General features: G+C 46.9%; 26 protein-coding genes. 23 read left to right on the top strand and 3 right to left on the bottom strand.

What is annotated here, in order from left to right; translation table 11 throughout:
• The first annotated feature begins 61 nt into the window (after positions 1 to 61).
• The 9 genes from ACO9K6_RS07365 to ACO9K6_RS07325 all read left to right on the top strand — a co-directional run bounded on the left by ACO9K6_RS07365 (position 62) and on the right by ACO9K6_RS07325 (position 6,911).
• Positions 62 to 997 (top strand): phosphate ABC transporter substrate-binding protein, encoded by a 936-nt coding sequence (locus ACO9K6_RS07365; RefSeq protein WP_424766891.1) that lies wholly within the window; start codon positions 62 to 64, stop codon positions 995 to 997.
• A 73-nt stretch (positions 998 to 1,070) separates the two neighbouring features.
• On the top strand, positions 1,071 to 1,976 hold the full coding sequence (pstC, locus tag ACO9K6_RS07360; RefSeq protein WP_424766890.1) for a phosphate ABC transporter permease subunit PstC: 906 nt from the start codon (positions 1,071 to 1,073) through the stop codon (positions 1,974 to 1,976).
• Positions 1,973 to 2,860 carry a phosphate ABC transporter permease PstA gene (pstA, locus tag ACO9K6_RS07355; RefSeq protein WP_424766889.1) on the top strand — a complete coding sequence of 296 codons (888 nt, stop codon included), beginning with the start codon at positions 1,973 to 1,975 and terminating at the stop codon, positions 2,858 to 2,860. Before pstC ends, pstA begins: the two co-directional genes overlap by 4 nt.
• Before the next feature lie 13 nt (positions 2,861 to 2,873).
• Positions 2,874 to 3,632: a phosphate ABC transporter ATP-binding protein PstB gene (gene pstB / locus ACO9K6_RS07350; protein ID WP_424766888.1), complete on the top strand. Its 759-nt coding sequence runs from the start codon at positions 2,874 to 2,876 to the stop codon at positions 3,630 to 3,632.
• Between the two features lie 141 nt (positions 3,633 to 3,773).
• Complete coding sequence (locus ACO9K6_RS07345; protein WP_424766887.1) at positions 3,774 to 4,079, top strand: Dabb family protein; 306 nt, start codon at positions 3,774 to 3,776, stop codon at positions 4,077 to 4,079.
• A 121-nt stretch (positions 4,080 to 4,200) separates the two neighbouring features.
• Complete coding sequence (locus tag ACO9K6_RS07340; protein WP_424766886.1) at positions 4,201 to 4,434, top strand: hypothetical protein; 234 nt, start codon at positions 4,201 to 4,203, stop codon at positions 4,432 to 4,434.
• A gap of 233 nt (positions 4,435 to 4,667) precedes the next feature.
• Positions 4,668 to 5,132, top strand: coding sequence for a ferritin-like domain-containing protein (locus tag ACO9K6_RS07335; RefSeq protein WP_424766885.1), 465 nt, complete (start codon positions 4,668 to 4,670; stop codon positions 5,130 to 5,132).
• A 184-nt stretch (positions 5,133 to 5,316) separates the two neighbouring features.
• Positions 5,317 to 5,979: an SGNH/GDSL hydrolase family protein gene (locus ACO9K6_RS07330; RefSeq protein ID WP_424766884.1), complete on the top strand. Its 663-nt coding sequence runs from the start codon at positions 5,317 to 5,319 to the stop codon at positions 5,977 to 5,979.
• Positions 5,980 to 6,008: 29 nt separating this feature from the next.
• Positions 6,009 to 6,911 (top strand): fumarylacetoacetate hydrolase family protein, encoded by a 903-nt coding sequence (locus ACO9K6_RS07325; protein WP_424766883.1) that lies wholly within the window; start codon positions 6,009 to 6,011, stop codon positions 6,909 to 6,911.
• Positions 6,912 to 6,959: 48 nt separating this feature from the next.
• Here ACO9K6_RS07325 and ACO9K6_RS07320 read toward each other — a convergent pair whose 3' ends face one another.
• The gene (locus ACO9K6_RS07320) at positions 6,960 to 7,196 is read right to left on the bottom strand and encodes a hypothetical protein (protein ID WP_424766882.1); all 237 of its coding nucleotides are present in this window, start codon (positions 7,194 to 7,196) and stop codon (positions 6,960 to 6,962) included.
• A 280-nt stretch (positions 7,197 to 7,476) separates the two neighbouring features.
• On the opposite strand from ACO9K6_RS07320, the gene ACO9K6_RS07315 reads away from it, so the two are divergent.
• Together ACO9K6_RS07315 and ACO9K6_RS07310 are read left to right on the top strand one after the other, a co-directional pair.
• Positions 7,477 to 8,601 carry an NADH-dependent flavin oxidoreductase gene (locus ACO9K6_RS07315; RefSeq protein ID WP_424766919.1) on the top strand — a complete coding sequence of 375 codons (1,125 nt, stop codon included), beginning with the start codon at positions 7,477 to 7,479 and terminating at the stop codon, positions 8,599 to 8,601.
• 229 nt (positions 8,602 to 8,830) lie between these two features.
• A complete protein-coding gene (locus ACO9K6_RS07310; protein ID WP_424766881.1) occupies positions 8,831 to 10,456 on the top strand; it encodes an MDR family MFS transporter in 1,626 nt (541 codons plus the stop codon).
• Between the two features lie 76 nt (positions 10,457 to 10,532).
• Here the strand turns inward: ACO9K6_RS07310 and ACO9K6_RS07305 are convergent, their stop codons facing one another.
• Positions 10,533 to 10,994: a MarR family winged helix-turn-helix transcriptional regulator gene (locus ACO9K6_RS07305; RefSeq protein ID WP_424766880.1), complete on the bottom strand. Its 462-nt coding sequence runs from the start codon at positions 10,992 to 10,994 to the stop codon at positions 10,533 to 10,535.
• A gap of 108 nt (positions 10,995 to 11,102) precedes the next feature.
• Between ACO9K6_RS07305 and ACO9K6_RS07300 the strand changes: the two genes are divergently transcribed.
• The 3 genes from ACO9K6_RS07300 to ACO9K6_RS07290 all read left to right on the top strand — a co-directional run bounded on the left by ACO9K6_RS07300 (position 11,103) and on the right by ACO9K6_RS07290 (position 12,422).
• A complete protein-coding gene (locus ACO9K6_RS07300) occupies positions 11,103 to 11,519 on the top strand; it encodes a MarR family winged helix-turn-helix transcriptional regulator (RefSeq protein WP_424766879.1) in 417 nt (138 codons plus the stop codon).
• Positions 11,520 to 11,693: 174 nt separating this feature from the next.
• Positions 11,694 to 12,182, top strand: a complete 489-nt coding sequence (locus ACO9K6_RS07295) for a hypothetical protein (protein ID WP_424766878.1) — start codon at positions 11,694 to 11,696, stop codon at positions 12,180 to 12,182.
• Between the two features lie 60 nt (positions 12,183 to 12,242).
• On the top strand, positions 12,243 to 12,422 hold the full coding sequence (locus ACO9K6_RS07290) for a hypothetical protein (RefSeq protein ID WP_424766877.1): 180 nt from the start codon (positions 12,243 to 12,245) through the stop codon (positions 12,420 to 12,422).
• Positions 12,423 to 12,485: 63 nt separating this feature from the next.
• Here ACO9K6_RS07290 and ACO9K6_RS07285 read toward each other — a convergent pair whose 3' ends face one another.
• A complete protein-coding gene (locus tag ACO9K6_RS07285) occupies positions 12,486 to 13,322 on the bottom strand; it encodes a helix-turn-helix transcriptional regulator (RefSeq protein WP_424766876.1) in 837 nt (278 codons plus the stop codon).
• A 118-nt stretch (positions 13,323 to 13,440) separates the two neighbouring features.
• On the opposite strand from ACO9K6_RS07285, the gene ACO9K6_RS07280 reads away from it, so the two are divergent.
• The 9 genes from ACO9K6_RS07280 to ACO9K6_RS07240 all read left to right on the top strand — a co-directional run bounded on the left by ACO9K6_RS07280 (position 13,441) and on the right by ACO9K6_RS07240 (position 25,339).
• The gene (locus tag ACO9K6_RS07280; protein ID WP_424766875.1) at positions 13,441 to 14,442 is read left to right on the top strand and encodes a Gfo/Idh/MocA family protein; all 1,002 of its coding nucleotides are present in this window, start codon (positions 13,441 to 13,443) and stop codon (positions 14,440 to 14,442) included.
• Between the two features lie 22 nt (positions 14,443 to 14,464).
• On the top strand, positions 14,465 to 15,403 hold the full coding sequence (locus ACO9K6_RS07275) for an aldo/keto reductase (protein WP_424766874.1): 939 nt from the start codon (positions 14,465 to 14,467) through the stop codon (positions 15,401 to 15,403).
• A gap of 400 nt (positions 15,404 to 15,803) precedes the next feature.
• Positions 15,804 to 17,150 carry a glycoside hydrolase family 30 protein gene (locus ACO9K6_RS07270; protein ID WP_424766873.1) on the top strand — a complete coding sequence of 449 codons (1,347 nt, stop codon included), beginning with the start codon at positions 15,804 to 15,806 and terminating at the stop codon, positions 17,148 to 17,150.
• Between the two features lie 119 nt (positions 17,151 to 17,269).
• Positions 17,270 to 19,051 (top strand): sensor histidine kinase, encoded by a 1,782-nt coding sequence (locus ACO9K6_RS07265; RefSeq protein ID WP_424766872.1) that lies wholly within the window; start codon positions 17,270 to 17,272, stop codon positions 19,049 to 19,051.
• A complete protein-coding gene (locus tag ACO9K6_RS07260) occupies positions 19,044 to 20,105 on the top strand; it encodes a response regulator transcription factor (RefSeq protein ID WP_424766871.1) in 1,062 nt (353 codons plus the stop codon). The genes ACO9K6_RS07265 and ACO9K6_RS07260 overlap by 8 nt, the downstream gene beginning before the upstream one ends.
• Positions 20,106 to 20,207: 102 nt before the next feature.
• Positions 20,208 to 21,500, top strand: coding sequence for an ABC transporter substrate-binding protein (locus ACO9K6_RS07255; RefSeq protein ID WP_424766870.1), 1,293 nt, complete (start codon positions 20,208 to 20,210; stop codon positions 21,498 to 21,500).
• Positions 21,501 to 21,581: 81 nt separating this feature from the next.
• Positions 21,582 to 22,466 carry a carbohydrate ABC transporter permease gene (locus tag ACO9K6_RS07250; protein WP_424766869.1) on the top strand — a complete coding sequence of 295 codons (885 nt, stop codon included), beginning with the start codon at positions 21,582 to 21,584 and terminating at the stop codon, positions 22,464 to 22,466.
• Positions 22,463 to 23,290 (top strand): carbohydrate ABC transporter permease, encoded by an 828-nt coding sequence (locus tag ACO9K6_RS07245; protein ID WP_424766868.1) that lies wholly within the window; start codon positions 22,463 to 22,465, stop codon positions 23,288 to 23,290. Before ACO9K6_RS07250 ends, ACO9K6_RS07245 begins: the two co-directional genes overlap by 4 nt.
• A gap of 48 nt (positions 23,291 to 23,338) precedes the next feature.
• Entirely contained in the window at positions 23,339 to 25,339 is a 2,001-nt protein-coding gene (locus ACO9K6_RS07240) for a beta-galactosidase (protein ID WP_424766918.1), read from the top strand.
• The last annotated feature ends 211 nt before the right edge of the window (positions 25,340 to 25,550 follow it).

Genomic DNA, 25,550 nt, shown 5'->3' with positions numbered 1-25,550 from the left:
TCAGGCCTACAATAGGTCTTGTAAACAAAAACACACAGGATAGCGAGAGGGGAAAGACAAAATGAAGAAGACTGTAATGTTGATTATGGCAATGGTACTGACGTTCACCTTGGCAGCATGTGGACAAAACAATAACGGAGGAGCAACAAATACTCCGGCCACTGACAATACAGGCGGAGCATCCGGCAACACAACAGCAACTGAACTGAAAGGCTCCATCCTGGCAACAGGTTCTTCTGCTCTTCAACCATTAGTTGACCAAGCATCAAAATCATTCATGGACAAAAACAGCGGTGTAACCATACAGGTTCAAGGCGGCGGAAGCGGTACAGGCCTTACACAGGTTTCCGAAGGACAAGCGGACATTGGTAACTCTGACGTATATGCTGAAGAAAAATTGGATGCTGACAAAGCTGGCCAGCTTGTTAACCACCAAGTTGCGGTAGTCGCAATGGCAACAGTAGTAAATCCTGCTGTAACGGTTGACAACTTGACAAAGCAGCAGCTGGTTGATATTTTCTCGGGTAAAGTAACCAACTGGAAAGATCTTGGCGGCGAGGATGTAAAAATCGTAATTGTTAACCGTCCGGCAAGCTCCGGTACCCGCGCTACCTTTGAAAAATATGCTCTTGGCACAAAGGCTGAAGATCTTCAAGGCTCCATTCAAGAGGATTCCTCAGGTAATGTTCGTAAAATCATCGGTGACACACCTGGTGCAATTGGATACCTTGCCTTGTCTTACTTGAATGAAACCGTTAAAACCGTAAAATATGACGGTGTAGAAGCGACGGAAGAAAATGTGGCTAATGGAACGTATCCTGTATGGGCTTATGAGCATATGTACACAAAGGGCGAGCCTAATGAAGTTGTAAAAGCATTCCTTGACTACATGACTAGCGATGAAGTACAAAACGGTCCTGTAGTAGAGCTTGGTTACATCCCAGCTAGCAAAATGCAAGTGACGCGTGACATGGAAGGCAACATTACACAGAAATAATAAGTTTCTATTCATAAGCCAGAAAGAGGCGGATTGCATCTGCCTCTTTGAAGCTGTATAGAGGGAGAGATATATGGCGCAGTCAGCAGCTCGGAAAAATACGAATAATCACCATTTTATTGAAGAATGGGTAGGAAAAATATACACGACGCTGTGTATTATATTTTTAGTTACAACCATCGTGGCGATGGTCTATTTTGTCGCTTCTAGAGGGCTTAGTACATTTTTTGTGAATAAGGTAAACCCACTTGAATTACTAACCGGACTTAAGTGGAGCCCAGAGGGTGAAATCCCTTTGTTCGGGGCCCTTCCATTTATTTTCGGCTCCTTCAGCACCTCGATATTGGCTGCTGCGATTGCGGCGCCTCTTAGCTTTTGTGCTGCCGTATTCATGATTGAGATTACGCCGAAGTTCGGACGTAAATATTTGCAGCCTGTTATTGAATTGTTGGCGGGAATTCCGTCTGTCGTATACGGTTTTATTGGCCTTACGGTTATCGTTCCGTTGTTTAGAGATCTATTCCCTGGACAAGGTGTCGGTATCGCGGCAGGTGCTTTAGTGCTTTCGATTATGATTCTTCCTACGATGACTACAGTTGCTACCGATGCTCTCGCATCATTGCCGTCTGGGCTGAAGGAAGGCTCTTACGCGCTTGGCGCTACCCGTTGGCAAACGATATACCGAGTGGTGCTTCCAACTACACTGCCTGCGCTCATGACGGGCGTCGTGCTTGGCATCGCCAGAGCATTCGGCGAAGCCTTAGCGGTACAAATGGTCATTGGTAATGCGCCATTCATTCCGCATTCCTTATTTGAATCCACCTCGACGCTTACAAGCGCAATTACGCTAAGCATGGGAAATACGGTAACTGGCTCTCCACATAACAATGCCCTATGGTCCTTGGCATTAATTCTTATGTTAATGACTTTCGTATTTGTATTTATCGTACGCTGGCTGGAAAGAAGGTCGAAACTATGAAACCAAAAACAGTAGACAAAATAGCAACAGCAGTCATCATTGGCGTAGCCGGTTTTATTGTAGTCCTTCTGGCTGCTCTGCTTGGGTTTATACTCATACGCGGATTCGGGCATATCAGCTTTGACTTTCTCACCTCGCCGCCAGAATCGATTAGTGAAGGCGGAGGCATAGGACCGCAGCTGTTCAACTCCCTGTTTTTGCTTGTTCTAACGATGTTGATTACGGTTCCGCTCGGCATCGGAGCGGGGATTTATATGAGTGAGTATGCAAAGCCTAGTAAGCTCACCGATTTCATTCGGCTTGTTGTCGAAGTCCTTTCTTCGTTCCCGTCGATCGTTGTCGGCTTGTTTGGACTATTGCTGCTCGTTAATTATTTCGGTTTAGGATTTTCTCTTTTTGCGGGAGCGCTCGCACTAACGGTGTTCAACCTCCCGTTAATGGTAAGGATTACGGAGCAAGGTTTGAAGAGCGTGCCAAGAGAGCAGAAGGAAGCGAGTCTTGCGCTCGGGCTTACCAAATGGAAGACGATTACATCCACAATGCTTCCTATTGCGCTGCCTGTAATTATATCCGGTACAATTCTAGCGGCCGGTCGTGTATTCGGCGAAGCGGCAGCGCTGCTATTTACCGCCGGAATGAGTTCGCCAAGATTGGATTTCACGGATTGGAATCCGTTCAGTCCAGTGTCTCCGCTGAATCCGTTCCGTCCTGCTGAGACTTTAGCGGTTCATATTTGGAAAATCAATTCTGAAGGCTTGGCTCCCGATGCTATGGAAATTGCTGCGGCCGCTTCCGCCGTATTGGTGATCACGGTGCTTCTCTTCAACTTGCTTGCACGCTGGCTAGGCCGGTTCATGTATCGCAAGTTTACCGCAATGAAATAGGAGGACATAGCTCATGACTGAAAAAGGAATATCCGTGCGGGATTTAAGCGTTTATTACGGCAGCAACAAGGCTGTAAAAAACGTGTCGCTCGAATTTGAAAATAAAGAGGTTACCGCTTTAATCGGACCTTCCGGCTGCGGAAAATCTACATTCCTGCGTACGCTGAACCGAATGAATGATTTAATACCGAATACGAAAATAACAGGGGAAATTTGGATCGGGGATGAGAACATTAATGATCCCAAAACCGATGTCGTCCTCCTGCGTCGTCGTATAGGCATGGTATGGCAGCGTCCTAATCCCTTCCATAAATCCATTTATGAGAATATAGCTTTCGGACCGAGATATCATGGAACCAAGAGCAAAAGTCAGCTTGACGAGCTTGTAGAGGAATCACTCCGGAAAGCGGCGCTTTGGGAGGAAACGAAGGATCGTCTTCATACCTCGGCGCTTAAGCTGTCCGGCGGTCAGCAGCAGCGGTTATGCATCGCTCGTTCGATTGCCGTTAAACCCGACATTATTCTGATGGATGAGCCGGCGTCTGCTCTAGACCCTGTTTCGACATCGAAAATCGAAGAGCTCATTACGGAGCTCAAGCAAGATTACTGCATCGTAATCGTCACTCACAATATGCATCAGGCTGCCCGGGTTTCTGCCAAAACCGCCTTTTTCTTATCCGGCGAGCTGGTAGAGTTCGATTCGACAGAGAAGATGTTCACCAATCCGCAAAAAAAAGAAACGAGCGATTATATTTCCGGTCGCTTCGGTTAATGAAGGACCAGCTCATCCATTTATTCAGAAAGACGAAATCTTTTCGACGGAAAATCGGAGAGAATTCGTCTATTTTTGTGCTGTCTTTTTGAAGGGCGTGCTATTATGAATGAAGATTCACATCTGAAGGGAGAATGAAAAATGAGGTTTGAGCATCTGGTTTCATTTCAATTCAATGATAGGCTGAATGAGGCAAAAGAAAGAGAATTACTGGAGGTGCTGCGGTCATTCCGCGATGACATTCCAGGTATTGTCGATTTGACGGCAGGCATAAATGAAACCCATGAAACGGATCAGATCCAGAACTACACCTTAGGGCTTCGCGTCACCTTTGAGGATAAACAGGCCTTGTTAGCTTATGGACCACATCCTGCACATCAGAAATTCGTGCAAATGCTCGATGGCATTATTCAAAATGTGATCGTAATCGATTATCCAATCGGGTAATATACCCATCATTGATGAAAGTAATCTTAATATTTTCTCATGGTTAGAGCCGTTTCAATTCCCCTCTGCTGGTTAAATAGGAGTATGAATTACATTTCAACTAGCCGAGAGGGGAATAACCATGAATAAAAAAATGAAAAAACACAGTTCATTCAAAATGATTTTTATCGCAACAATGAGCGCCGCTCTTATTCTCACTGCTTCTGCCTGCAATAACAATGATGGAACAACTAACGTGGACATCAACACAAACGCAAATAATCCCGCGTCCGATGGCGTTAATAGCGATGCAGGATTGAATGATCCTGCAGTTAATGATTCTGCAGCCACCGATGATACGACGACTACGGAATAATCGTTGCCTGTACAGCAGCATAGGCAAGTAGGAAGAACAAGCCCCGCAGTATTCATCGAATAACCTTCGTTATTCGATTGATGCTGCGGGGCTTTTTTTATTTAGTCATATAAACGGGGGATGAATAAGAATTTATATTTTCAGGACCAGCGGCATTCGCCTACTCGAATACAGAAGCCTATGCATAGGCTGTTATCATTACATTTTTAATAATAGGTGGTGCATGGAACAAAATGACGTATTATGCTATTTATCGAGTTGATCTTTCGGCCTACCCGATGATGGCTTCGAGAGATGTGAATGTTTTGGCCTTAATTTCAGAGTCCGTAGGCGGTGAACGTGAGGATGAATTATTTTATAACTATTTGATTCAAGCTGCACCGACGCAGCAGGAGAAGCAAGTTATCACAAGCATAAGAGACGATGAACGCAAACACGGGCGAATGTTTCGTGAAATTTATTATTATTTGACAGGGACGATGCCTGCGGCGCCTTCAACCGATGTTATGTTCCAACCACCAGACAGCTATACAGAGGGGATCCAAAAGGCGCTATTAGGAGAACTGAAAGCATTTGAGAAGTACCGCTCTATCTATCTGAATATACGTCCTGAGCTTAGAGATCGAATATTTGAAATTATGACAGACGAAATTAAGCATGCAAGCTATTATAATTGGCTTTATGCCAAAAATAAATAATAGGAGTGACAGATGCTCAGACTATGTCTGAGCATCTTTTTTTACGTGAGCAAAATAGCAGATGACCTTGAAAAGTAAGAAATTACTCCTTTTCATTAAAAATTAACTTCCATCTTTTGTATTCATGCTGCAAAATAAAAGTGATGGCGCTTTCAAGTACATGTAGAGAGGTGGAGCTTTTTAGATGAGTACAGCACAAAAAACGATTTTATTTCAAGGAGATTCTATTACGGATGGCGGTCGCAGTCGGAATGACGACCCAAATCATAGTCTTGGTCACAGCTATCCGTTTTTAATTGCCAGCAAGCTGGGGAATCGTCGTGCGGAAAGCAGACCCGTATTTATAAATAGAGGAATTAGCGGTGACCGAGTTTCGGATCTGTATGCAAGATGGAATGAGGATGCAATTAGTTTAAAGCCTAATTTGTTGAGCATCTTAGCAGGTGTAAATGATGCTGGCCGAATGGTAGCCAAACTCCCGGGCGGGGCGACGGATCGGTTCGAGCGAGCCTACCGGCATTTGCTCGATGAAACCAAGGAGGTCATGCCGGAGACAAAGCTGGTATTGTGCGAACCGTTTATTTTGCCTGTCGGGACTAGACTGGAGCATTGGAGTGAATGGGACAAGCTTCTTAAACGTTATCGTCCTATCGTTCAAGAGCTCTGCAAGGAGTATGATGCGGTATTCGTGCCGCTGCAGGATGCATTTAGTCACGCTTCAGAAAGAACGGACACCAGCTACTGGCTTTGGGATGGCGTTCATCCAACGGCGGCCGGACATGACTTAATTGCTGAACAATGGCTGGCGGCGGTGGGCGGCAGTCCTTTGAAGAGCTTTATTGAATAGTCGTCTAAACTGTGTGAGGGAGCTGACAAATGAAATTATTGACGTTTATTGAGAGTGGAGAGCATAGGCTGGGTGTTAAAACGGAAAAAGGAGTGCTGGATATTTCGGCCGCTTTATCCGTTTATCCCAATGGCGGCGGAGTTCCGATTACGATCCATCAAGCCATCGATGGCGGGGATGAAGCACTTGCAGCCCTCCGGCTTTTTGTTGAAGGGATATTGAGCCGTTCAAACGGTCAGGAGATTTATTGGCGTGAAGAGCAGCGACTCGTGTTCGGACCCTGCGTGACGCATCCGAACAAAATGATTTGTGTCGGATTGAATTACCGCAAGCATGCAGAGGAAACAAAAGCGAAAATTCCGGATTATCCTATTTTGTTTAATAAGTTTAACAATACGCTTGCCGGGCACGAGGATAGCATTCCGCTGCCGATCGTGACGGACATGGTTGATTATGAAGCGGAGCTTGCCATCGTTATCGGCAAAACGGCGAAGTATGTAACGAAGGAGCAGGCGCTGGACTATGTCTTCGGTTACTGTGCCGCAAATGATTTGTCCGCGCGTGATCTGCAGCAGAGAACGCAGCAATGGATGCTGGGCAAATCCTGTGACAAATTCTCTCCGATAGGACCTTATTTAACGACAGCGGAGGAGGTTGGCGATCCGAACAAGCTTACGATAAAGTGTATCGTGAATGGAGACGTTCGTCAGCATTCGAATACAAGTGATATGATTTTCAAATGCGATGAGATCGTAAGCTATATTTCACAGCATATGACGCTGGTGCCGGGAGATATTATTATGACAGGGACGCCTGAAGGGGTCGTGCTTGGATATCCGCCCGAGAAGCGAATCTATCTTAAGCCTGGAGATCAAGTAACGGTCGAAATCGAGAAGCTTGGCAGCTTGACGAATACGATGGCTGCAGAATAAGGACATTAAAAAAGGGCTATCCGCTGGATAGCCCTTCTATTAAATTCATTAGCCCTGCATGACGATGTGACTCTTCATGGACGATGGCAGTAATGAATATACATTTTGCAGCATGAAAACCTTGCGGGCTAGCTTGAATTTGGAGCCCTTGAATGTACAGCGATCGTAGTTGAATTGCAGGGAAGTAATGTGAATGGTGCAATCTGTGAATGAGCATCCAATAAAATGTTTATTGTCCAAGTAAACGACCTCATTGTTAAAAGCTTTGTTTAGAACGTATTCCATTTCAGCAACCTCCTTATAGTTATCTCCATTTTATGAGAGAATAGGTTTTCATATGATAGAATTTTAAACTTAATTTATGGAATTGAAACACCACTCAACATTCGATTGACAATCTAAATAGATATTTTGAATATTATTTCGCGAAACCTCCGATGCTAACCACTCGGAGGTTTATTTATGCTTGACAAAGCTAACTGTATAAATTAGTATTACAGTATCAAAAAAAGTTACAGTTACAAGCAAAGAGAAAAAATAATGAATAACAGGAGAGAAAAAAATGATGAAGCAAGCTTATAAGCCCCTCTTTGAAGCATTTTCTTTTAAAAGCGGCGTTGAACTGAAAAATCGTGTCGTTATGGCACCAATGACTAATTTCTCATCGAATGAAGACGGAACAGTTTCCGATTCAGAGCTGGAGTATTATGCTCGCCGTTCGGGCGGCGTCGGCATGGTCGTAACGGCCTGCATTTATGTGACGCCAAGCGGTAAAGGTTTTCCGGGAGAATTCGGAAGCCACAGCGATGAGATGATTCCTGGACTTAAGCGCCTGGCATCGACAATTAAAGGAAAAGGCGCGAAAGCTGTGCTTCAAATTTTCCACGGCGGCAGAGAGAGTGCGCCAGCCCTTGTGCCAAATGGCGATGTGGTCAGTGCTAGTGCAGTGGCTTCCGAACAAAATCCGAATGTTGTGCCAAGAGCACTGACGAATGACGAAATTGAAGACATCATCCGTGATTTTGGAGAAACAACTAGACGCGCGATAGAAGCAGGCTTTGACGGCGTTGAAATTCACGGAGCTAACGGCTACCTCATACAGCAATTTTTCTCTCCGCACTCGAATACAAGGGAAGATAAGTGGGGAGGTTCAATCGAAAACCGCCTGAAATTCCCGCTTGCCATTGTAGATGAAGTGAAGCGCGTCGCAGCAAAGCATGCAAAGGGATCATTCCTCGTCGGCTATCGTTTCTCCCCTGAGGAACCAACGACACCTGGTATCACGATGGAAGATACGTTCCGCTTGATTGATGAGCTTGCAGGCAAGGACCTAGATTACCTTCATGTCTCCTTGCAAGATTTCTGGTCTGCTCCAAGACGCGGCGCTGATGAGAGCAAAGCTCGTATCGAGTGGATTCAGGAACGGGTCGGCCATTTGGTTCCGATCATTGGCGTTGGCTCGATTCATACGCCTGAGGATGCATTGAAGGCACTCGGTACGGGCATTCCGCTTGTTGCCATTGGCCGTGAAATCATCGTGGAGCCGGACTGGGTGGAGAAGGTTGCTGAAGGCCGTGAATCGGAGATCAAAACAACGTTAAGCAAAAATGACCAAGAACGTTTGGTTGTGCCAACGCCGTTATGGCAGGCAATCATTCACACCCCAGGCTGGTTCCCGGTGGGTGATTAATATAGATCAGGTTTGACAAAGAAGCAGATCAGAGTGCACTCTGACCTGCTTCTTTTTTTGCGTTCAAGTGATGGCACGATGTTCGTATGCGGTTATCGATTTGGGGAGTTGTTTTAGTACTAAAGTTATTGTATGATCAATTAATAGGTAGGCAACCTAAATAAATATAATGAGTGGGTTGGCCTAAGATTGGAAATTATAATTTAAAACATTTGGGAGTGCAGGGCATATGGAGCAGTTAACAGACAGAAAGAAATTAACAATTATGATCGCATTGATGTCGGCGATGTTCTTCGCAGCCATTAATCAGACGATCGTCAGTACGGCGATGCCGCGCATTATCGCCATGCTGGGAGGCATTGAGTATTACACCTGGGTCATTACCATCTATATGCTGACCTCAACGATTGCAACCGTTCTTGTCGGCAAGCTGTCCGATATTTATGGGCGCAAACCGTTCCTATTAGCGGGGATCGTGTTTTTTATTATCGGTGCTTTTCTCTGCGGAACTTCGACTACTATCTTCCAAATGATTACTTATCGAGGCATACAAGGGCTTGGCGGCGGTATATTGATGTCGGCAACCATTACAGCGGTAGGTGACTTGTTCGCGCCGAGAGAAAGAGCGAAGTGGACTGGCATCATGATGGCTATATTCGGCTTTTCAAGCGTTATCGGGCCTACGCTGGGCGGCTTTTTGGTGGACCATATCGCATGGAAGTGGATCTTCTGGATTTTTCTGCCGCTTGGTATAGTCGCATTCGGCATGATTTGGTTCATGTTTCCGAAAACAGGGCGGAGAGCATCGGAATCGATTGATTACCTTGGCTCAATTCTGCTCACTTTGCTGCTCATTGCGCTGCTGCTCGGTTTCTCTTGGGCAGGCACGAAGTATGCTTGGGACTCGCCGCAAATTATCGGACTGCTGGCAGCAGCGGTCGTTTTGCTCGTTATTTTGCTCCTCGTCGAACGTAAGGCTAAAAGCCCGGTATTGCCTTTATCCATGTTCAAAAACAGTATCGTCACGATATCGAATTCCATCGGTTTTCTAATGAATGCAGGCATGATGGGTGCGATGATGTATCTGCCGTTTTTCGTGCAAGGGGTGCTGGGAATTTCACCGACCAATTCGGGCTTTGTAAACATGCCTATGTCAATTGCCATGATTATACTGAGCACGTTATCGGGACGCTGGATTTCGAAGTCCGGCAAATATAAGCGCTTTGCGATTGCCGGGATGCCCTTCATGGTGGTTGGTATGCTAATGATGGCGTTCATGACCAATGTGTGGGTTGCGGTCGCTGCCATGATCGTGTTCGGTGTCGGCTTAGGCATTTCAATGCCGGTGTTTACGTTAACTGTACAAAATGCGGTAGCGCCGTCTGAGCTAGGCGTTGCTACGGCAACCGCTACTTTGTTCCGTAACCTTGGCGGTACGATTGGTATCGCAGTAATGGGTACGGTTATGAACTCAACGCTGGCTAACAAGCTCGAGGCTGTTGTGAAAGCGGGCGAGGGTCCGGATTTATCGCATCTGGATCCAGAAACGGCAAAACAGCTGTCAAGCTTTCTCAATCCTCAAATGCTGCTGGATCAGCCAAAGCTGAAGGAACTGCATGCCTCACTGCCTGAGGACTTGCAGCCACTGTTTGCTCATATCATCGAAATAATGCGCGCAGTGCTAAGCGATTCGTTAACTGTCGTGTTCTTATTCGGTATGGCGCTACTGATCGTTGCGTTTATATTAGTCTGGTTCTTGAAGGAGATTCCGCTCCGCTCCTCTAATGATTTGAAAGTGAAAGCGAGCGAGGAGTCGTCGTCAGATGGCTTAAAAAAAGAGCCTGCTCTTAATTAACCATTAAGAACGGACTCCTGCAGGTGGGATTTCGTGCGGCAACAGCAGCGGCTGTGGACGAAATCCCTTTTTTATTTTAAAAGTTGTCTTTATCGCGGGCTTGTTCGAGGTACTGAAAAACTTGATCCAGCAGCATGACAAGCTGATCGCTTTGCTCTTTGCCGAGCTGATCGACCATGCCTCTAAATAAAGCGTGATATCTTTCGGAAGCTTTTTGCGCAAGCTGCTCCCCTTTTTCCGTTAGGATGACGTCCGTAATTCTGCGATCATTCGGATCGGAAGAGCGCTCCACGTAGCCGGATGCAATTAAGCTGTTAATCATTTGCGTAACGGTCGGAGAGGTGACCTGAAGCATTTTACTGATTTCCGACACGGTCATACTCGAATTGTCTTTTTCGCCGCCTTTTTTTAAACAGACTAATACACGAATTTCACTGGCCTTTAAGCCCCACATCGTCTTTTTTCGCCAATCCGCCCTAGCGAATCGCTGAAAGATATTCATTAGATCTGCGACATTTTCATATTTATCTGTACTCACTCGATTCACCTCGGTGAATTTATTTGTCAAATACTTAGGTTACCAACGTAATTATAGAGTTGTGGTGGCTGCTTAGTCAATAAAGCTCACATAAATGAGGTGCGTATCATGAACGATTATGAAAAGTGGAAGGAGCTTTTTCCGCTGCTCAAAGGGGCGTATAAGAAGCTGAGGACGGAATGGTACAAGGGAATCGATGACAGCTTCTCCATCAATCAGACGAGAATGCTCTCCATATTGGGCCGGCAAAATCCTGTAAAATCAACTGACCTTGCGGAAATGCTGCAGATTACACCGGGGGCTGTAACGTTAATGGGCGACAAGCTTTGCGAGAGAGGGCTTATTCACAGAAAGCGGGGAGCGGAGGACAAACGCGTCGTTTATGTTGAAATTACAGAGCATGGGAAGCAATACGAGGATACATTTAAACATAATGACGAGGCGATTATTCGCTACATAGGAGAACGGATATCCGAAGAGGACTTAGAGCACTTAAAACGCATTTTCACTCTTCTGAATGAATAATTGAACGTAAAGTGCAACCATTTTCGATTCCGAACATGCTGATGGGCTTGCTTGACGAGCAGAAATAGTATGGCAAGGTTCTGAAAAAAAACAGTGTTGAACCGCGTCTGCAAGGCATACATTTGAAGTAGTGTGATAAACACAGCTTATCGGTATGTATCTTGAAGGGTGGTCATGAGGGCGATGGTCATTTCAACCGTTCATGAGTTTTTAGACGTATTCGGCTTGGCGATCTCCATGAGCCTAATTGGAGGGCTGATCGGTCATTTTGCCAAAAATGGTATCGTCGAAATGCCAAAGCTGGTTATTGAATACGATGAGGAAGGGCTGAAGCTGTCTACGAATTGGCTGATAAGATGGGTTCAGCGCTTGTATTATTTTCTTATTTTCGTGATTGGCTTTCGGGATCATCATAATGCAAAGAAGAAGATTTTTTTCGATCTTGGCTTTCTCGGCGATCTCTTGATTGCGATAGGAACAGGGATTCTTGCGAAAACTGCGCTGGCGATGGCGAATACGACCGATAATTTTGCGGTTGTAAGCAGCGCCCTGCTTGCCGGTTATGCAGGCCTCGCTTATATGAAGGGCAAGCAGAATAAAGAACTCTCAGATTTGTTTCCGGAGGAGTGGGTGGAACAAAATCCCCCTAAACCGCCCAATTAATACGCAATCTTACTTGTATGATGCGTATAATATTCAAACAAGTAAAGGAGGAGGGACAGCATGGGTAAAGTAACGGTTAAGGTTACTTCTGAGGAAATGCAGCAATTAAAGCTGTTAGCCGAGATTATAAAGAACCCCCACCTTCCGATGTCGGACCGCAGAATCGCAAAAACACAGTATGAGGCCATCATTAATTATGCGAAAAACTGCAATCGCGGCATCATTTCCTCTGCATTATAATGACTGGTTTATGTGAAGCTTTGGATCTCCCATTTGAAGGGAGGTCTTTTTTTCTCTTCTATGTTACACACCGTACAATAGCCGGTACATCGTCGGCGTCATGCCTTCATGCTCCATGAATCGCTTGTTGAAATAGCTGACGCTAGGGTAACCGGCATCCATAGCAATTTGTCCGATGTTCGTGTCCTTGCGCTCCAGCAGCCATTGCTTGGCCATTTGGAGCCGTGAACGTGTAATAAAATCCATTGGTGTCATTTCCATTACGCTTCGGAACAGCTTACAGAAATAATAGGAGCTGACGCCAGCCTGTTCGGACCAATGCTCGAGGTTGAACGGCTCGGCTGCTTTCTGCTGCATACGGGGCAGCAGCTCAAGGATGCGGTTGGCCGACGAATGCGCTCTGCTTCCGGATATTGGTACCGCTTGCTCAACGAAGACGGCGAGTATCGCATAGGTTAAGGCTGATAAGCGGGTCGGATGCAGCATGCGATGCGTTTCGGCTTCGGCAAGAAGCACCTCATGCGCTTGCTCCCACGCGGACCGATTGCGAATCGTCCAAAGCTGGCTTTTATGAAAGCCTCTTTCAATCATATAGTCCTGAAGACCGTTTCCATAGAAATGAACCCACCGGATATCCCAAGGATCATCCTTGCTGCTATAGTAGTGCTGCCGCTGCAGCGGGAAATACAGTACGGCCTCTCCTGCCTCAAGCGTGTATTCCTTGCCGTCCCATTCGACGTAGCCTCTGCCGGAAACGACATAATGAATATTGAAGTTGTTCAACGCTCCTGCATTTCGTAACGAATAATGCTCGGGATGGTCCCAGTAATTTCCGACCGACTCAGGAAAGCAGAAGAATGGGTTATGCGGTAGCGTGAGCAAATGGCTTTGTCGCTGCATGGCTGACTCCTTTATAACAATATTGTTTTAATAGATAACAAAATAATATTATTTTAATTTTAAATTGATCGTCTTATAATCGCAATATAGTCGTAAATAAATATGAGGTGATCACATTATGACGGTAAAAAAGTTGAAATGGGGCATTCTGGGCTGCGCGGGCATCGCGAAGAGAGCGGTTATTCCTGGGCTCCATCTGTCCGAGCTGAACGAGGTGGCTGCCATCGCCAGCCGAGATGGGGATAAGGCAGAGCAAACAGCGGATGAAATGAAGATTCCCGTTGCGTACAGCAGCTATGAAGCACTGCTTGAGGATGATTCCATTGATGTTGTTTACATTCCACTGCCAAATCACTTACATAAAGAATGGGCGATTCGCGCTGCTGAGGCAGGTAAACATATTTTGTGCGAGAAACCGCTTGCCTTGACAGCGAAGGAGGCGGAAGAGATGGCGGAAGCAAGCGCGAAGGCTGGCGTTCTGCTGTCGGAAGCCTTCATGTATAGATTCCATCCTCGTTACGAAATGATCAAGGAAGTGATTGCTGCGGGCGAAATCGGCGAGATCCGCGGGATTCGCAGCGCTTTCACCTTTAACAGTGCGGCGGACAAAGGGAATGTCAGATTTCGTAAGGCATGGGGCGGCGGCTCGATCTATGATGTCGGCTGTTATCCGATCAATGCCGCCCGCCTGCTGCTCGGCAAGGAGCCTGAAGCGGTAACGGTGCAAGCCTTATTCTCGCCGGAGCACGGCGATGTGGATATGATGGCTTCTGGTCTGCTTGAGTTTGAAGGCGCTGTATCTCTTTCGTTCGATTGCGGCATGTGGGCTGCGTTCCGCAACCCGCTGGAGGTGCTCGGTACAGACGGAATCATCGAGGTTCCATCCGCTTATGTGACCGGTGAGCCGGGCAGCGGCAATTTCTTCGTAAGCGCAAGAGGGGAAAGACGAGAAGTCGATGTACCGCATGTGAATGCCTATACAGAGCAGGCTGATCATTTGGCACGCGCCATTATTAATGGCATACCGCTCCAATTCGATGCTTCCGATGCGATCAGAAATATGAAGGTCATAGATGCTTGTTTGTTGTCTGCTGAGGAACGGGTTAGAGTGAAATTATAAAACCAATCTTGGAGGTATGAAAATGGAATATATTCGTATTGAAGGCTGCAATAAGCCGGTATCAAGACTGATGAAGGGGACGGATTATTTCTTCCATGATTCCTATGAGAAAGCGGCGGCGAATTTGGACGCATTTCTCGCGATTGGCGGCAACTCGGTCGATACGGCGCATGTTTATTGCGGCGGTCAGAGCGAGGAGGTTATCGGCCGTTACATGAAGGAGCGGGGCAACCGTGAGCAAATGGTTATCCTTACGAAGGGAGCTCATCATGATCAAAACGGCCCTCGTGTGAATAAAGAGGCCATCCGAGCGGATATTACGGAAAGTCTCAGGAAGCTGCAGACTGATTATATTGATATGTATGCGCTGCATCGCGATGATCCTGCCGTTCCGGCAGGCGAAGTGATCGAAATTCTGAACGAGTATGTCAAGAGCGGTGTCGTGAAGGCGATCGGCGTATCAAACTGGACGTGGCAGCGAATTCAGGAAGCGAATGACTATGCAAAGGTTAACGGCTTAACCGGCTTTGCCTTTAGCAGCCCGAACCTCAGCTTGGCGAAGGCGAAAGAGCCGTTCTGGTCGGGCTGCGTATCCGCAGACACCGAGACCTGTGATTGGCATGAGGAGCAGCAATTTCCGCTGCTGTCCTGGTCCTCGCAGGCCCGGGGCTTTTTTACCGGACGATTCTCGCCGGAAATTCGCGATAATGCCGACATTGTGCGCGTATTCTACAGCGACGATAACTGGGAGCGCTTAGAGCGGGCGAAGCGGCTTGCGGCTGACAAGGGTGTTAGCGCGATTCAAATTGCGCTTGCGTACGTGCTGAATCAGCCATTTCCAACCTGCGCGCTTATCGGAGCGCAAACCGCCGAAGAGCTTCAGTCCTGCGACACAGGCTCGCTAATTAAGCTTTCAAAAGAAGAGATGGATTGGCTGGATCTTGCTGCACAGAAGGTATGATCCACTGTTTATATGTTTATTAGAAATGCTGCTCCTAGCGGGCGGCTTTTTCTTTTTTGTAGGCTCTCGGACTAAGCCCGTACATGCTCCGAAATAAATCGGCGAAGTAATGCTCAAGCACAGCTTGCCGGGAACCGTCCCATACTCAGAGCCACTTCGGATCGCAGGATGCCGATATTGCCCACCGGGCATCGTTTCTTGCCAGCTATGAAATTAGTTCAAGCACAATTTTTTCACGGAGGTTTAATATTGTCCAATAGATCAGTCTAATTTCGTCCAATTAAACGCTTTCATATTCAAGCTATAATGAAAGCGTAATCATAACGGAAGGTTGAAGCTGGAATGACAACTGTGCTGATAATCAACATATATAAATTCTGTAAGGAGATGAATTGCAGTTATGACCGAAAAGAGAATACAATGGGTATCGAGTACAGAGCAGTCAAGATGGGTAGAAAAGCAAATGCCTGCGGCAGCCGCAGAAAATCATGCAAATCTGGCCTTCACTAACGAACGGCATCAACGGTTGGAGGGCTTTGGCGGCTGCTTTAACGAGCTCGGCTACACAGCGCTCGCGCATTTGTCTGAAGCGGATAAAGCCAGCCAGCTGCATGCGCTATTTCACCCGGATGGCGAACACAAATTCAGCATTTGCCGTCTTCCGATGGGCGCAAGCGATTATGCTCTCGAATGGTATAGCTTGAATGAAACGGACGGCGATGTAGCCATGGAACATTTTTCCATTGAACGCGACCGTCAATACTTAATCCCCTATATTAAGGAAGCGCTGAAGCTTAATCCGAATTTGAAGCTGTTCGCTTCGCCTTGGAGTCCGCCGACCTGGATGAAATTTCCGAAAGCTTATAATTACGGCACGCTGCGCTGGGAGAATGACATTTTGGAGGCGTATGCGTTATACTTTGTTAAGTTTGTGAAGGCGTATGCGGAGGAAGGCATTACGATCCATCAGGTGCATGTGCAAAATGAGGTTGTTGCCGATCAGAAGTTTCCATCCTGCGTATGGACAGGCGAGCAGCTTCGCGAATTTATTCGCGATTATTTGGGTCCGGCGTTCGAGCGGTATGGCCTTGATACCGAAATTTGGCTGGGCACGATTAATGCGCCTGAGCCTTGGGACGAATGGCTGAAGAAAAAAGCGACCGATTTCGACACCTATGCGAATACGGTGCTCAGTGATCCGGAAGCCTATAAATATATTAAGGGCGTCGGCTATCAGTGGGCCGGCAAGCATGCGATTCAGCGAACCGTTCAAAGCTACCCGGAGCTCAGATACATGCAGACGGAGAATGAGTGCGGTGACGGAGAGAACACATGGTTTTATGCTAGATATGTATTCAATCTGTATCAGCACTATTTCTCGAACGGCGTGAACGCCTATATTTATTGGAATATGGTGCTTGAGCCGAAGGGCAGAAGCACCTGGGGCTGGGAGCAAAACGCGATGCTTACAGTCGATCCTTCTAACAAGAAAGTGACGCGCAACCCCGAATTTTACGTGATGAAGCATTTTTCGCACTTCACGGGACCGGATGACCGGAGAATCGGGCTCAAGGGCCCGTGGGCCGGCAACGCAATTGGCTTTGAGAAGCCTGACGGTACTCAGGTGCTAGTTATTACGAATCCGTTCAAGGATTCGAGGGAGCTAAAATTAACGATCGACTCTACGCTCCGCGTCTTCGAGCTCGAGCCGGAATCTTTCCATACGATCGTCATTGCCAGCTGCTAATGACGAACAGCCAAGACTAACGCCTGCTTGCAAAGCGGGGCGTTAGTCTTTTGCTCATATCAATCTAACAGCATTCGGGTAACCTATAGCGAGATATTAGCAAGGGGGGTCTAACCGCTATGTTAACTAGGTTTATGCGAAAGCTGTCGGAGCCTTTCCGGAGAAGTATCCGCAACAAGCTTATTTTTACGATGATTATTTTGTCTGTCATTCCGATTATCGCGGTCACCGGGCTTGCGGCGGAAAATAACCGCAAATCGATGGAGGCTGAAGTAATCGGCACAAGCCAGTCCAATATGAAGTGGACCGGAATTTACTTGGGCGAGCAGTTCGCACAATTGAACAATTTAATCTATACCGTTCTTATTAGCCCGCATTTAAGGGATTATTTAGCCAACATCGAGGAGGACGGATTGCCCAGTCAATTTGCCGCACAGAGGAATATTATCGATACGCTGACCAGTCTTTTTTATTCGGGGGGTAATCATGTCATTGGGGCCCAGCTCTATTTGAAGGAGCCGAATAAATTATTTACGATCAACGCGTCGCAAAGCGATATCGAAGAGGCGGCTGGCATTCCTGAGCCTTATAAGGAGCTGTTCGAGCAAAATATAGACTTTATCATACGCTCAGACGGCGGGGAGAGCGGTGAATTTCAGCTGATACGCAGCATCAACCGTTTTGAAAATCAGGAGAAGATCGGCGGAATTTCGTTAACGATCCGGTGGTCGATGCTGGATCAGACACTTGATTTGTTAAGACGAGGAGAAGATCATACCGTACTGATCGCCGGTTCTGACGGCAGCATTCTCTACCAGCCTAACGGCGAAGCTCCGTCCAAAGAGACAATGGAGCGCATCGCGCAAACGGCAGACGAGCAGGGTTATTTTCAAATGGCAAAACAATATGTCTTCTACAATACGATTGATCCTGTCGGCTTGAAGCTAGTTACGATCGTTCCCAATACCTTTATTAATAAGAGCGCACGGGCAACGATGCATTTCGGGCTTGTCGTAGGCGCGGTGTCCGTGGCGGTATCGATCTTGATTGCATTTCTGCTGGCTTGGCGGACAGCAACGCCGATCGTAAATTTGGCCAGATCGATACAGGGACTCGGCTTGATCAAGGAGACGGAATTTCCGCTTAGCAACAGGGTGGACGAGATCGGTCTGCTGGAGACTAAGCTCTATAACATGTCTTACCGCATAAAGGAACATATTAAGACGGAATACAGCATCAGTCTGGAGAAAAAAACGGCTGAGCTCAAAGCGCTTCAAGCGCAAATTAACCCGCATTTTTTGCAAAATACGCTTCAAATGATCGGCAGCATGCTGTTTACGAAAAAACCGGCAGAAAGCTATGAAATTATTCGCTCACTTAGCGAAATGTTTCGTTACGTCATCCGGGAGCCGGATGATCTGGCTACGCTGAAATCGGAGATTGATCATCTTAACCATTACATGCGGATTCAGCAGCAGCGATTCGGGGAGCGTCTAAGCTATACGACCGATATCGATGAGTATACTTTGCAGTGCCCCATCCCTAAGCTGACGCTGCAGCCGATTGTCGAAAATGCTTTTTTCCATGGCTTGGATACGAAATCGGGCAGTTGGAAGGTTGATTTGTCGATCTGCCTCTCCGGAGGGGCGGTAAACATTCGTATCAGCGACAATGGCGTTGGCATTCGCGAGGAGAAGCTGGCAAGCCTTCGAAGGAGATTGAATAATCAGAGCGGACAAGTATGGACGCACGGCAACAGAATTGGGATTCAGAACGTCGCGTCCCGCATTCATATGCATTTTGGACCCGGGTTTGGCATTGAGATTGACAGCGAACTAGGGGAAGGAACGGCCGTAACGGTGAGAATACCTACGGAAAATGGAGGTGAGCGGCATGCTTAAAGTACTACTGGTTGATGATGAGAGCTGGACGAGAAATATTATTAAAGCGTTCGGAGAGTGGGAGAGGCTTGGTCTGGAAATCGTGGGAGAGGCGGATGACGGGCTAGAGGCACTGAGGCTGATTGCGTCATTAGCGCCGCACATGGTTATTACGGATATGCGCATGCCCGGCGCGGACGGTGTTCAGCTGCTTCAAATGCTTAATGAACAACATCCGGACATAAGAACGATTGTCGTGAGCGGTTATGATGATTTTCAATATGCAAAGCACGCGCTTCAGAACAAAGCTGTTGATTATTTGCTTAAACCGGTCGACCCGAAGGAGCTGAATGCTGCGCTGCAAAACTGTAAAGACGCGATCGAAGCGGTTCAAAGAGAGCGGACCTCGTTGTCGCTGGACCTCGATATTTCTTATTTATTAGGTTCTTATAAGCGATTATTACGCTCTCACTTCAACGAGCTTCATAGGGAAGGTACAAACGCAACGTTTCATCAGCTAAAGGAAGAGCTGCAGCGATGCAACGTGACGAAGGCGGGCATGTTGGAGCAGGTAACGCAGGAGTTGCTTCTGCTTCTGAAGGAGCTAATGGTTTCCAATTCCATGGAAGTCGAAGGGTTGCAGTTCATATATGAACAGGAAACATTCGATTCAGCCGAGAATACGATTCATTTTCTCACCAATCAATATACAGAAATCATAGAGCAGCTTATTCAACACCGGAAGTTTAAAAATAAATTAAATTTAGAAGAGGTCAGACAGTTCATGGAGATGCATTACTCCGAGTCGGTCAGCCTAGAACAGCTGGCTAGTGTATTTTTTGTGAGCAAGGAATATTTGAGCAAAATGTTCAAGCAGGAATATGGACGTAACGTAACTGACTATATGCTTTATTTGCGTATGGACAAGGCGAGGGAGTGGCTTGCGGATGAGAGTATTCCGATCAAGTCGATCGCGGAAATGGCCGGTTATGAAGACGTATCCTACTTTTATCGTGTGTTTAAGAAGCATTTTGGCGTAGCGCCGGGAGAAATGAGGAAAAGCGGCGAGGTTTAAAATAATCCAACCAATCAGTCTAAATCCGTCCAATTAAACGCTTTCATAATACAGATATAATGAAAGCGTAAACAAAACAAGTCATTGGGAGGTCTACAACAAATGAAAAAAATATTTAAAGGATTACTGATTACGGCATTGGCAGCGACCATGCTTGCAGGCTGCGGTAGTAATACGAACAATGCTGGGAATACTGAGGGCGCGTCCGATAGTGGCGGAGCGAAAAGCGTCAAGCTGAAAATGTTCATCGCTCAACCGCGTTTAAAGGAGCATTACGACAAATATATAGCGGATTTCGTAGCCAAGGAGAAGGCAGAGAAAAATATCGACTTATCCGTTCAGCTTGAGATGCCGACAGCGGACAATGCGGCGCAAATTTTGAAGACGCGTCTTGCATCCAATGATGCTCCTGACATTTTCGCGCTTCATGCCATCAACGAAATTCCTTCCTACTATAAAGCAGGTTATTTGGAGGATTTGTCTGATCAGCCTTTCGTAGGCAAACTGCTGGACAGTGTGAAACCATCGGTTACGACTACGGATGGCAAAGTAGTAGCTGTGCCTCTGGAAACGTTGTCGTGGGGCTATCTGTACAATAAACAAATTTTCACGGAGCTTGGACTTACTCCGCCAACTACGATAACAGAAATGAAAGCGGTTATCGAGAAGCTGAAGGAGAATAATATTACGCCATTCGTCCTGTCTTACAAGGAATCTTGGATACCTCAGCTTGTTCTTCCGCTTGCGGCTGGCGCACTGATCAATACCGAAAACTCTGATTTCATTGAACGGATGAATAAGGATGAGGGTTCCTTTACTGAAATGAAAGCCATGTTTGATGTTTTCGACTTGATTAACGCTAACGGGACAGATAAAGCGACAGAAGTCGGCGGTGACGATGGCGCTGCGGCATTCGCGGCCGGCAAGGGCGCAATGTGGCTGCAGGGACCATGGTATGCGGAGACGATTTTGAAATCGAATCCTGACATGGAGTTCGGCGTAGCACCACTGCCAATTAACGATAATCCGGAAGCTACCCTTATCAACCTGAGCGCATCTACTTCCTTAGCAGTATCGAAATCGAGCAAAAATAAAGAGGTAGCGCTTGACTTTATTAACTATGTGCTTGATGACCAGGCTTCAAACGACTTCTTCCAGGCGTTGAAATTCAATCCGATCGCAACGGTTCATACGTATGAGAGTTACCCATGGGTAAATGATGCGACCGCCTATGTGAAAGAGGGCAAATCGTATCAGGATCCGGCCATCCCGCAATCCGTTAAGGACGAGGTTGGTAAAGGGCTTCAAGCTTATTATGCTGGTCAACTGTCGCAGGACGACGTGCTGAAAGCGCTTGACAAGGCTTGGAAATCTTATAACAAAGTGAACAAGTAACAGCGGTAAGATGGGAGGAAGGAAGGCTAAATCTTCTTCCTCCCGATTTTATATAGACAAAACAGGAGAGGGGCGAAAACCGTGCCGGCTAAAAGCTACAAAAAATTCGTTTCATTATTTGCGTTCGTTGCGCCCGCATTCATTCTTTATGCTATATTTCTATTAATTCCGACGCTGGGCGGCATGTTTTACAGCTTTACCGATTGGAACGGCTTGAATCGCAGCTATGAATTTATCGGCTTCGGCAATTTTGTGGAAGCGCTGACGGAAGATCCTGATTTTATCCATTCCTTATGGTTCACCTTGAAATATGTGCTGTTCATGATCGTTTTGCAAAATGTATTCGCCTTAGGACTCGCCGTTCTTATCGAATCCCGTACAAGAAGCAAAGGCTTCTTCCGGACGATCTTCTTCATGCCGAATATGATCAGCACGATCATCAGCGCGTTTATGTGGACGTTTGTTTTTGCTCAGGTGCTGCCGCAGCTTGCGGAGAAGACGGCGATTACGTTTCTTGATCAAGCATGGATCGGCGATCCGAACGTTTCCTTCTTTTCGATTCTTATCGTATCGCTTTGGAATGGCGTCGGCTACATGATGATTATATATTTGGCCGGCCTGCAGGGCGTGCCGCAAAGCTTAAAGGAAGCGGCGGTTATTGACGGTGCTACGCCTTTCCAGACGTTCCGCAACGTCACGCTGCCGATGATCACACATGCGATTACGATTTGCTTCTTCTTGACGCTCAATGGCGCTTTTAAGGTATTCGAGGTCGTTTATGGCTTAACCGGAGGCGGCCCCGGCCGCAGCACACAGGTTATTACGATGAATATTTTCGAAGAAGCGTTCTCAAATAACTTCCGTTATGGCTATGCGAGCGCCAAATCAGTTATCCTATTCCTTATTATTCTTATATTCACGTTTATTCAAATTCGCGTCATGAAGAAAAGAGAGGTGGAAGCATGAGACAGAAAAAATCAACCTCCCTGCTTATTACGGTCATCTTGTCGGTAGGTGCGGCCATTTCCTTCTTCCCAATTTATTTGGCGATCATTAATTCCTTTAAGACGCAAGGAGAAATGTTCCGCTCATTCGTATCGTTGCCGACAAGCCTTCAATTTAATAATTACATCGATGCATTTGAAAAAATTAACTTGCTGGGAAGCACGCTCAATTCGGTTATTATCTCGGTGCTGGGCATCGGAGGCATCGTGTTTTGCGCGTCGCTGGCGGGCTATAAGCTGTCCCGGACAAGCGGGAAATTAAGCAATATCATCTTTTTCCTGTTCATCGCATCGATGCTTGTTCCGTTTCATTCGATTATGATTCCGTTGACAAGAATGGCCAACTCCCTGTCTGTTCAAGGAAGTACCTATGGGTTGGCAATTATATATATCGGACTTGGCGTAAATATGGCGATATTCCTTTATCATGGCTTCGTGAAGTCGATTCCAAGGGAGCTGGAGGAAGCGGCGCAAATCGATGGCTGCAACGAATTCCAGACGTTCTTCCGCATTATTTTCCCGCTGCTTGTACCGATTACGGTAACAATTGCGATTCTGGATTTCCTATGGATTTGGAATGACTTCCTGCTGCCGCTGCTCATGCTGACGGACTCGAGCAAATTTACGCTTATATTATCGACGAACACGCTGTTTGGCGAATACAACAAGGATTGGTCGCTTATTTTGGCTGCGCTTGTGCTGACGGCGATTCCGGTTATCATTATATATGCATTTTTCCAAAAATTCATTATGCACGGTATTGCCGAAGGCGCGGTAAAAGGATAAGCTGCGGATAGCGTGTCTTATGTCTAACATATAAGAGGAGCGGTCATGATGAAGAAATTGCTGTATGGCGTTGCCTATTACGATGAATACATGCCTTATGATCGTCTGCATGAGGACATCCGAATGATGAAGGAAGCGGGCATTAATGTGGTCCGGATTGCCGAATCCACTTGGAGTACGCATGAGCCGCAAAACGGCGTATTTGATTTCAGTTCCGTGGACAGAGTGCTGGACGCGATGCAGGAGGCAGGCATTCAAGTCATTGTGGGGACGCCTACCTATGCGGTGCCATCTTGGATGGTGAAGGAGCATCCGGACGTACTGGCCGTAACGGCCAATGGCCCGGGCAAATACGGAGCGCGTCAAATTATGGATATCACCAATCCCACGTATCTCTTCTATGCTGAGCGGATTATCCGCAAGCTGATTTCCCGAGTAAGCGGGCATCCGGCGGTCATCGGCTATCAGACGGATAATGAGACGAAGCACTATGACACAGCTGGACCGAATGTTCAACTGAATTTCATCAAATACATGAGGGATACTTACGAGACGCTGGACCGTGTAAATAAGCTGTTCGGGCTCGATTATTGGAGCAACCGCATTAACAGCTGGGAAGACTTCCCGTCCGTAATCGGGACGATCAACGGCAGCTTGGGTGCGGAGTTTGCCAAATTTCAACGGGGACTTGTAAACGAGTTTCTGGCATGGCAGGTATCGCTTGTTTACGAGTACAAGCGGCCGGAGCAATTCGTCACGCAAAACTTTGATTTTGAATGGCGCGGTTACTCGTTCGGCGTTCAACCGTCGGTGGATCATTTTGCAGCCTCGAAGCCTTTCGATATCGCGGGCGTTGACATCTATCATCCTTCTCAGGATGATTTAACCGGTATTGAAATCTCGTTCGGAGGCGACATGACCCGCTCGCTGAAGGACGGTCGCAACTATCTGGTATTGGAAACGCAGGCGCAGGCTTTCCCGCACTGGACGCCATATCCCGGGCAATTGCGGCTGCAAGCGTTCAGTCATCTCGCATCGGGCGCAAATATGGTCGCATACTGGCATTGGCATTCCATTCATAATTCGTTCGAGACGTATTGGAAAGGGCTGTTAAGCCATGATTTCCTGCCGAATCCGGTTTATAACGAAGCGAAAACGATCGGCGCTGATTTCGATCGGCTAAGCAATAAGCTAGTCAATATGACGAAGAAAAATCATGTCGCGGTTATGGTCAGCAATGAGGCGCTCTCCGCGCTGGAATGGTTTAAACTGCCGGACGGCAAGACGTATAATGATGTTGTCCGCGCCATGTATGACGAATTGTACAAGCTGAATGTCGAGTGCGATTTCATTCAACCATCGAGTACAAGGCTGAACGACTATAAGCTGATCATTGTTCCCGCCTTATATGCGGTCCCTGACGAGTGTCTCGTGCGGCTTAACGAATACGTCAAGGGCGGCGGTCATGTCGTCTACACGTTCAAGAGCGGCTTCACGAATGAGGTCGTCAAGGTGCGGAGCACGCAGCAGCCAGGCATTATTCACGAGGCCTGCGGTATTACATACAACATGTTTGTCAGTCCAAATGAAGTCGGTTTAAAGGGCGAGCTAATCGCAACCGGTGAGGATAGCGGCAAGGTAGAGACCTGGATGGAACTGATAACTCCGGTAACAGCGGATGTGCTGGCTTATTACGACCATTCGCATTGGGGTGAATATGCCGCGATTACCCGCAATCGCTTTGGCGAAGGGACAGCTACCTATATCGGCACTTTGCCAAGCGGGGCTGTCATTAGAAAGGTGCTGGCAAGTGCGGTCCAGGAAGCGGGACTATGGGGAGCAGATCAGGTTCATTCCTTTCCGCTTATCGTGAAATCCGGAACGAATGCGGAGGGTAAACGGCTTCGCTATTATTTTAACTATTCGAATGATAAGACTATTTTCGATTATCCACATCCTTCCGGTCAGGAGCTGCTGACGGGAGCTTTGATTGCTTTCGGCCAGAAGCTCGAGTTGGAGGCTTGGGGCGTACTCATCATAAGTGAATAAGAAAAAGGCTGAAGCGAGTATGATAGGCTTCAGCCTTTTTACGTATGCTAAAGCTGACGGATGATTGGGGACGAATGGCATACACCTCGAAAATGTGCTTGACCCATTTAAATAACTTATGTATCATTACTTACGTTAAGTAACTAACATTTACACAGAAGATTTCACGAGTCTTCTTATATAAATGAAGTATGAAATGATGGCCGACATC

This window comes from Paenibacillus praedii (assembly GCF_049725345.1).
GTDB lineage: Bacteria > Bacillota > Bacilli > Paenibacillales > Paenibacillaceae > Pristimantibacillus.
This window is presented reverse-complemented; position numbering and strand designations above follow the sequence as displayed.